Source organism: Streptomyces sp. NPDC059456 (assembly GCF_042750055.1).
In the GTDB taxonomy this organism is placed as follows: Bacteria; Actinomycetota; Actinomycetes; order Streptomycetales; family Streptomycetaceae; genus Streptomyces.
The window spans coordinates 1-8362 of the sequence record NZ_JBHYVA010000363.1 but is presented as its reverse complement, the minus strand read 5'-3'; the positions used below and the strand labels follow the sequence as shown (position 1 = coordinate 8362).

Sequence of the window (8362 nt, the reverse complement as noted above, 5' to 3'; positions counted from 1 at the left end):
GCGCGCACCCCACCCCGCCGGCGCCCGCGCGCGCGGGGGGGGGGCCCCCCCCCCCCCCCCCGCGGCGGTGCCGGGGTCAGGAGGTGACCAGGGCCTCCAGGGCGGGGACCGTTGCGGCCGGGGTCGGCAGGGCGGCGTTCTCCGCCCGGAGGCGGGCGGCGCCCTCCCGCAGGTCCGGGTCGGTGACGAGACGGGTGAGCAGCGCGGTGTCGACGTCGTCGGAGGCCGAGCGCAGGGCGGCGCCGCTCGCCACGAGGGCGTCGGCGTTGGTGAAGTGGTCGGCGCCCTGGGGCAGTACGAGCTGCGGCAGTCCGGCCTGCAGGGCGGTGAGGAAGGTGCCGGAGCCGCCGTGGTGGATCAGGCCGTCGGAGGCGGTCAGCAGCTCGGCGAGCGGGACCCAGGGCAGCGGGCTGACGTTGTCCGGGAGGGTGCCGAGCGCGGCGAGGTCGGTGTCGCCGACGGCGAGCAGGAACTCGGCGTCGACCGAGGCGGCGGCCTCGATCAGGCGGACGATGGAGCGGACGCCGTCCATCTCGGTGAGCACGGTGCCCAGCGTGACGGCGACGCGCGGGCGGGTGCCGCGGCGCAGCAGCCCGGCGGGGACCGTACCGCCGCCGTTGTAGGGGAGGTAGCGCATCCGCAGGCCGCCGGGGTCGCCGCCGAGCGAGGCGGGGACGATGTTCAGCGCGGTGGCTTCGGCAGGGCCGTCCACCCCGTACGTCTCGTACGCCTCGGTGAAGTTGGCGGCGATCCGGCCGACCATGTCGATGCCGGACATGATGCCGAAGTTCTGGATCACCGACGGGATCTTGAGCTTGGCCGCGACCAGCGGGGCGGAGGCCTGGAAGGAGTCGTAGACCAGCAGGTCGGCGCCCCAGTTCTCGGCGACGTCCAGCAGGCCGTCCACGGTGGGGCGGGAGACGAGCGCGAAGCCGCGGGCCGCCATGTCGAGGATCTGGTCCGGGGTCATGTCGGGGGCGACGTAGCGCGTCTGCTCGCCGGTGGACTGCTCGAACACGTCCCGGATGGTGCGGCCGTCACCGATCTCGACGATCGGGAAACCGGCCTCGCGGAGCCGGTCCAACGGCTGCGAACCCGCGAACAGCACCTCGTGCCCGGCGGCACGCAGGGCCTGCGCGGTCGGGATCATCGGGAAGAGGTGGCCGGCCGCGGCCGGGCTGGTGAAGAGTATGCGCACGGTTTCTCCTTGCCGTTGGTCTGCCGGTCGAGGCCGAGTCGTGCGGGCTCGCCCCGGTTCCCTTCGGGGAACTGCCGGGCGGTGATGCCGTGTTCCCGTTGAAGGGGGCGATAATCGGACGTTCTGGTACGGGACTTGTCGGCCAGTTGCCCGCCGGCGGGCCCGGCAGGGCGGCCGGTGCGCCCGGGCGGTCGTGTTTACATGCGTTCCGACTGGTGGCGATCATTTGAATCGCATTCCGATGGATGTGCACTCAACGAGTGCTTTCCCCGACCGGCGCGGCGCGTTGCACGAGCGGCCCCCACCACGGCTGTATCCCTGGTGCGTCACATGAGGCGACGCAAGGGGAGACGATGTTCGGGCGAAGAAGGTTCCTCATGGCCGGCGCAACGGGGAGCGGGCTCCTGCTTCCGCGGGACGTACTGCTTCCGCGGGGCGCACCGGGCGGGCAGGCGTACGCGGCCCCGCGGCACCCGGGGCCGGACTCCGCCGCCGTTCCCCGCACTCCCCCGCTGACGAAGTACGCCGACCCCCTGCCGCTGCCGAAGACGGCCGTCGCGGACCCCTCCGTCTACCCGGGCGCCGACTACTACGAGCTCACCATGCGGCAGGGCTCCTGGCGCTTCCACCGGGACCTCGGCCCGGCGACCGTGTGGGGGTACTGGGCCTCGGACCCGCAGCACCCGAACGATCCCCGCAAGACGATCGGCATGGGCTATCTGGGGCCGACCATCAGCGTGGCCAAGGACCACCCCACGGTCGTCAAGTACCGCAACGAGCTGCCGACCACCCACCTGTTCCAGTTCGTGATCGACGAGATCCGCAAGGGGAACCCCCAGCTCACCCCGATCGCCCCGCCGCCCTACAAGAGCCGGCAGCCCTTTCCCGCGAACGTCAACGTGTGGAACGTCGTGCACCAGCACGGCGGTTTCACCCCGCCGCAGTCCGACGGAATGCCGCTCCAGTCGTTCAGCCCCGACGGGATCCACGCCGAGTCCTACTCCACCCTGGACCCGCACCGGGTCAAGCCCAACGAGGCGATCTTCGGCTACACCAACCACGAGCGTTCGTGCCTGCTCTGGTACCACGACCACGGCATGGGGATGACCAGCGTCAACGTCTACGCGGGTCTCGCCGGTCTGTGGATCGTCCGCGATCCCGCCGACGACCGGCTCGGGCTGCCGCAGGGCGAGTACGAGGTCCCCCTCATCCTCCAGGACCGCACCTTCAACGCGGACGGCTCGCTCGCCTACACCATGACCCAGCAGCAGGGCGAGGACACCCCGGTCGTCAACGGGAAGGCGTACCCCTACCTGGCCGTCGAGCAGCGCCGCTACCGGCTGCGCATCCTCAACGCCTCGAACGAGCGGTTCTGGCGGCTCCAGTTCACGACCCCCACGGACGTGCTGCCCCAGCCGACGCTGCCGTTCTGGCTGATCGGCACCGACGGCGGCTTCCGCACACCGCTGCAGATGCTGAACTTCCTGATCGCGCCGGCCGAGCGGTACGACCTCCTCGTCGACTTCGGCAGGATGCCCGTGGGAACGAAGATCAAGCTGACGAACTACAACGCGCCGGTCCACTTCCCCGGCGGCAACGGCCCGGAGATCACGGAGATCATGGAGTTCCGTGTCACCGCGCGGCGATCCGGCCCGGACAGGACGACACCGGGCAAGGACCTCAGGCTGCCGGGACCCGCGCCCCTCGAAGTGAAGCCGCACACCCGCCGCCGTGAATGGGTCCTGTACCAGGAGAAGCTCTTCTCCACCATGACGCTCAACGCGGTGCCGTTCATGGAGCCGTCCCAGGACTTCGTCAAGGCCGGATCGGCCGAGATCTGGGAGTACGTCAACCCCAACCACGACGCGCACCCGATGCACGTCCACCTCGTCAACTTCCAGGTGCTGAACCGGCAGCCCATCGACGCGGCCGCCTACCAGGCGGACTACCAGAAGTGGATCGACGGCGGCCGCCGTCCGCAGGACCGGCCGGTGCTGAAGAACTACCTGACCGGCCCGCCGGTGCCGCCCGACCCGGACGAGGCGCACTGCGACAAGGACACGGTCAAGTCGTACCCGGAGACGGTGACCAGGATCCTCATCGGGGAGTTCGACCCGCCGACGGGGGAGATCGCGTCGATCCCGGGCAGTGGCGCCGTGCTGCCGGCGACGTACGTCCACCACTGCCACATCCTCGAACACGAGGACGACGACCTGATGCGCCCGTGGACGATCGTCGCCGACTGACCCGTACCGGTGGGCGGCGGAGCGGTGTCGAGAAACGGCGCCCGGCTCCGACGTCTCCCGTGCAAGGGCCCCGGGCCGCGGGCCCCTGGCCCCGGAAGCGGCGCACGGAGAAGAGGACGCGATGAAGTACCTGGTGATGGTGCAGGGCGCTCAGGCCGACTACGACGCCATGAACGGCAAGGCGTCGTCGCACAGCCCGGCCTGGAGCGAGCAGGAGCTCAGGGCGATGTTCGCCTACATGGGCGCGATCAACGACGACCTGGCGGAGACCGGGGAGTTCATCGACGGGCAGGGGCTCGTCGAGCCCGCGAGGACGCGGTTCGTGACCGCGGACGCGCAGGGGCGGCCGGTCGTCACGGACGGGCCGTACGGGGAGACGAAGGAGGTGCTCGCCGGGTACTGGGTGCTCGACTGCGCGAGCCTGGAGCGGGTGACCGAGATCGCGGCGCGGGTGGCGCGGTGTCCCGCGCCGGCAGGGGCGCCGGTCTTCCCCGTCGTGATCCGGCCGATCGACGAGGCCGGCGGGAGCGACCTCGGCGGAGGCGGGAACGGTTGACGGCGCCCACGCCCGTCGAGGACCTGCTGCGCCTGCACGCGCCGCAGGTCCTCGGCGCGCTCGTACGCCGGTACGGGCACTTCGACGCCGCCGAGGACGCCGTACAGGAGGCGCTGCTCGCCGCCGCAGGGCAGTGGCCGCGGGACGGGGTGCCGGCCAATCCGCGGGGCTGGCTGATCCGGGTGGCGTCGCGGCGCCTCACGGATGCGCTGCGGGCGGAGACGGCGCGGGCGCGGCGGGAGGAGAGCGCCGTACGCCGTGAGCCGCGCGAGGTGCGTGCCGCGCCCGCCGAGGACGACACGCTCACCCTGTTCTTCCTGTGCTGCGATCCGGTGCTCCCGCCCGCCGCCCGGATCGCGCTGACGCTGCGCGCGGTGGGCGGCCTGACGACGGCGGAGATCGCCCGCGCCCATCTGGTGCCGGAGGCGACGATCGCCCAGCGGGTCGCCCGGGCGAAGGCGAAGCTGCGCGCGGCCGGCGCCGACCACCCCGTGCGCCCGCCGCGGGAGCAGGACCGCGACGCGCGTCTCGGCTCCGTCCTCCAGGTGCTCTACCTGATGTTCAACGAGGGCCACACGGCCTCCTCCGGGCCCGCCCTGCACCGCGGCGACCTCGCCCGCGAGGCGATCCGGCTGACCCGGGCGGTGCGCCGGCTGCTGCCGCGCGAGGGCGCGGTGACGGGCCTGCTCGCGCTGATGCTGCTGACCGAGGCGCGCAGCGCGGCCCGTACGGGACCGGGCGGCGAGCTGGTCCCCCTCGACGAGCAGGACCGCGCGCTGTGGGACCGCGCTGCGATCGCCGAGGGCACCGCCCTGGTCGAGGAGGCCCTGGCGGAGGGGCCGCCCGGCCCGTACCAGCTCCAGGCCGCCATCGCCGCCCTCCACGACGAGGCCCCGGGCCCGGACCGCACGGACTGGCCCCAGATCCTCGCCCTGTACGACGTCCTGGTGGGCCTCTCTCCGGCGCCCGACCCGATGGCGGGGCTCGGGCGTGCGGTCGCCCTCGCGATGGTCGAGGGGCCGGAGGCGGGCCTGGCCGCCCTCACCGCCCTCGAGCCCGGCTTCCCCCGCTCCCACCGCCTCGACGCCGTCCGCGGCCACCACCTCGAACGCACCGGAGCCCGGGCGGCCGCCGCGGACGCCTACCGGCTCGCCGCCCGCGCCACCCTCAGCCTGCCGGAGCGCCGCTACCTCCAGACCCGCGCGGCCCGCCTGGACCCGTGAACGCCCACGGCGACGCCCCGCCGCGAGGGGGTGCGGACGGCCGTGCGGTCAGTGGTCCGGGGCGTGTTCCCTCCTCGACCGGGCCCGGTCGAGGGACCAGGACCCCAGGGCCACCAGCAGGGCCACCGCGGCCCCGTAGACCGGCAGCCACAGCGTCGTGGTGCCCGACAGGCAGTCGGCGACGGCGGCATGGCTCTGGACCTCCTGCGTCTGCGCCAGGGCGACGGGGTCGCGGTCCGCCAGGCTCCCCAGCGCCGCCTGCGTCCGCAGGCTCTCGTAGCGGCCCAGCGCGGGACACCGTTCGCGCGTGCCCGGCATCGGGAACAGCCACGCCCAGCGCTGCATCATGGGGGCCACCGTGATCGCCGTACACAGACCGACGACCAGGGCGTACGCCGTCAGGTTCCCCACGTAGGCGAACCGGACGCCCGGCCGCCACGTCGGCAGCCGGTAGAGGGTGAACAGCACGGCCAGCAGCGTCACCCCGATGTACGTGGCGAACCACTGCCACGAACCCTGCGCGAGCATCGCCGTCAGCACGGCGCCCAGTGCGATGCCGATGACCCCCGGCTGGGCGGGGGCGTCACGGGCCGTGCCGGTGGATGCCGCGCTGCGGGCCCCCTCGGGGCTGGGATCGTCCACGGTCCCTCCTGCCTGGTCCGGTCCCCAGCATCCCGGTGCGGCGCCCGCGCGGCCCGCCGCCATGCCGGGCCGTCCGGAACTCCGGCCCGGTTGGCGGGCCTTGCGTCCTGCGTCCCGCGGCCGCGCGGCGCTCCCGTCGCACGCGCCGGAGCCGCATGCGCCGATGCAGGGCCTGCGACTATGCTCCGGACAGTTGCCACCGCCCTCACGTACGAACGGCGGATGCCGCCATCGGGTGAGAAGGTCAAGAGATACCGTGTTGATCGGGCGTCGGAACGAACGGGCGGCCATCGCCACCGCGTTGTCCCAGGAGGCCGAGGCGGCGTCGCTGCTGCTCCTCGGCGAAGCCGGAGTCGGCAAGACCGCACTCCTCGAATCCGCGGTCGACCGGGCCGTCCAGGACGGGACCAGGGTGCTGCGGGTCCGCGGCAACGCGGCGGAGACCGAGCTCGCGTTCGCGGGTCTGCACCAGCTGCTGCTGCCGATCCTGGACCGGGTGGACGGGCTGCCGGTCCGTCAGGGCGCCGCCCTGCTCAGCGCCTTCGGGCTGGGCGACGACCCGACGCCGCCCGACCACATGATGATGAGCCTGGCGGTACTCACCCTCACCTCGCAGGTCGCTTCGACCCGGCGCCTGCTGCTCGCCGTCGACGACGCCCAGTGGATCGACCACGGCAGCTGCCAGGTGCTGGGGTTCCTGGCGCGCCGTCTCGAAGGCGAGCCGATCGCACTGCTCGTGGCGGCGCGCGGTACGCACCGCCCCGACTGGCTGGACCGGTCGGTCCCCGAGCTGGTCGTACCGGCGCTGTCGCCCGCAGAGGCGGAGGAGCTCCTGGGCGCCCAGCCCGATCCGCCCACCGGGTCCGCCCGGCGCCAGGTCCTCGCCACCGCGGCCGGCAATCCGCTCGCCCTGGAGGAGCTGGCACGTGCGGCGGCCCGCGACGGAGCGCTGCGGACGGCCGGGCAGGTCCCGGTCACCGATCTGCTGGAGCGGACCTTCGCGACCCAGGTCGACGCGCTGCCCACGGCGACGCGAGAAGCACTGCTGGTGGCGGCGGCCGCCGAGGGCGCCGGCCTGGCCGCCGTGTCGGCCGCGCTGGCGCCGGGCACCGACGTGGACGTCTGGCTGCCCGCCGAGCAGGCGGGGCTGATCCGCCTGCACGCGGACCGCCTCGACTTCCGCCACCCCCTGATCCGTTCCGCGATCTACAGCGCCGCGCCGTTCTCCGTACGCCGCCACGCGCACCTGGCGCTGGCAGCCGCCCTGGAGGGCGACCCCGACCGCCGGGCCTGGCAGTTGTCGGCGGCCACGGTGGCCCCGGACGCCGCCGTGTCCGGCGCCCTGGAGACCACCGCCATGCGGGCCTTCGCACGCGGTGCGATGGCCGAGGCCGTGGCCGGTCTGGAACGCGCCGTGCAGCTGAACCCCTCCCCCGCGGAGCAGGCGCGACTGCTGGCCACGGCCGCGTACGGGGCGATCCTCGTGGGCGACGTGGACCGGGCCGAGGCGCTGGGGGCGCGCGCCGCCGAACTCAACACCGATCCCGTGGCGGCGCCCTACATCAACGCCCTGACGGGTCTGGTGGCCCTGCTGATGATGCGCCTGGACTGCGCCTTCACCCTGGTGGTGCCCGACACGCTGCGGGGGGGCGCGGCGAGCGACCCGGCCACCACCACGAAAGCGGCGGGGGTCGGCTACCCCACGGGCAAACCCGCGCCGCGGGCGCGGCTCGCCGCGGGGCACGCCCCCCCCCCGGGGGGGCCCCCCCCCGGCGGGGGGGGCCCCCGCACCCCCCCCCCCCCACCTCCACGATCGCGACGGGGATCGTCTACCACTCGGGCAACCGCGCGCAGCGGGAGCGGATCGCCGCGGTCCTGGCCACGCGCGAGCCGGACAGCGGGCCGCCGCACGCGTTCCAGCTGTGGGACGCCGGTGTGACGGATCCGTTCCGCAACGGCAACGCCATCCGCAGCCGGCTGCCCGCCGCGGCCTCCGCTCCGGGCCGCGCCCCGACGGAGACCCACACGCTCGGGGTGCTCGGCATGGTGCTCGACGAGACCGGGACGGCGATCAGCCTGCTGAACGAGGTGGCGAACCCCCAGTGGGAGGACGCCGACGCCTTCCATGCCGGCATGACCGCGGCCGATCTGGCGTGGGCCAACCTCGACAGCGGGCGCTGGGCGGACGCCCGGCTCGGTGTCGAGCGGCAGGCCGGCCGGTTCCTCGGCGGCGAGCACACGCACGGGGCGGCGCGGTCGCTCGCCGTCCTGGCCACGCTGTGCGCGCTGACCGGCGAGCCCGACGCGGCCCTGCGCCACGCGACGGCCGTGCTGGCGGTGACCGAGCCGGCCGGGGTGCTCGCCACCGTCGTACGGGCGCGGCGGGCCTCCGGTCTGGCGGCGATGGCGCTCGGCGACCCCGCGTCGGCCTTCCACCGGGGTCTGTTACACAAAAGAAACAGCCGCCCCCAAAGTCTTTTTTTAAATCAGGTGGGGC

Annotated in this window: 7 protein-coding genes; 5 read left to right on the top strand and 2 right to left on the bottom strand. The window is 73.9% G+C overall.

Features of this window, described 5'->3' with window-relative positions; genetic code table 11:
* Positions 1–76: 76 nt before the first annotated feature.
* Positions 77–1198, bottom strand: coding sequence for a nucleotide disphospho-sugar-binding domain-containing protein (locus ACFXA3_RS26800; RefSeq protein WP_385190880.1), 1122 nt, complete (start codon positions 1196–1198; stop codon positions 77–79).
* A 377-nt stretch (positions 1199–1575) separates the two neighbouring features.
* On the opposite strand from ACFXA3_RS26800, the gene ACFXA3_RS26795 reads away from it, so the two are divergent.
* From ACFXA3_RS26795 to ACFXA3_RS26785, 3 genes are all read left to right on the top strand, one after another.
* Positions 1576–3444 carry a multicopper oxidase family protein gene (locus tag ACFXA3_RS26795; protein WP_385190878.1) on the top strand — a complete coding sequence of 623 codons (1869 nt, stop codon included), beginning with the start codon at positions 1576–1578 and terminating at the stop codon, positions 3442–3444.
* Positions 3445–3565: 121 nt separating this feature from the next.
* Entirely contained in the window at positions 3566–4000 is a 435-nt protein-coding gene (locus ACFXA3_RS26790) for a YciI family protein (protein WP_385190877.1), read from the top strand.
* Positions 3997–5223, top strand: a complete 1227-nt coding sequence (locus ACFXA3_RS26785; RefSeq protein WP_385190875.1) for an RNA polymerase sigma factor — start codon at positions 3997–3999, stop codon at positions 5221–5223. Before ACFXA3_RS26790 ends, ACFXA3_RS26785 begins: the two co-directional genes overlap by 4 nt.
* A 48-nt stretch (positions 5224–5271) precedes the next feature.
* Here the strand turns inward: ACFXA3_RS26785 and ACFXA3_RS26780 are convergent, their stop codons facing one another.
* Positions 5272–5865, bottom strand: a complete 594-nt coding sequence (locus ACFXA3_RS26780) for a hypothetical protein (RefSeq protein ID WP_385190873.1) — start codon at positions 5863–5865, stop codon at positions 5272–5274.
* Between the two features lie 256 nt (positions 5866–6121).
* On the opposite strand from ACFXA3_RS26780, the gene ACFXA3_RS26775 reads away from it, so the two are divergent.
* Positions 6122–7804, top strand: a complete 1683-nt coding sequence (locus tag ACFXA3_RS26775) for an AAA family ATPase (RefSeq protein WP_385190872.1) — start codon at positions 6122–6124, stop codon at positions 7802–7804.
* A partial coding sequence (locus ACFXA3_RS26770) for a hypothetical protein (RefSeq protein ID WP_385190870.1) occupies positions 7801–8362 on the top strand: 562 nt, incomplete at its 3' end. The genes ACFXA3_RS26775 and ACFXA3_RS26770, both read left to right, overlap by 4 nt.

What these genes read in the sequence shown, in the direction of transcription:
- ACFXA3_RS26795 (WP_385190878.1), top strand. Translation starts at nt 1,576, where the DNA reads ATGGCCGGCGCAACGGGGAGCGGGCTCCTGCTTCCGCGGGACGTACTG.
- ACFXA3_RS26790 (WP_385190877.1), top strand. Translation starts at nt 3,566, where the DNA reads ATGAAGTACCTGGTGATGGTGCAGGGCGCTCAGGCCGACTACGACGCC.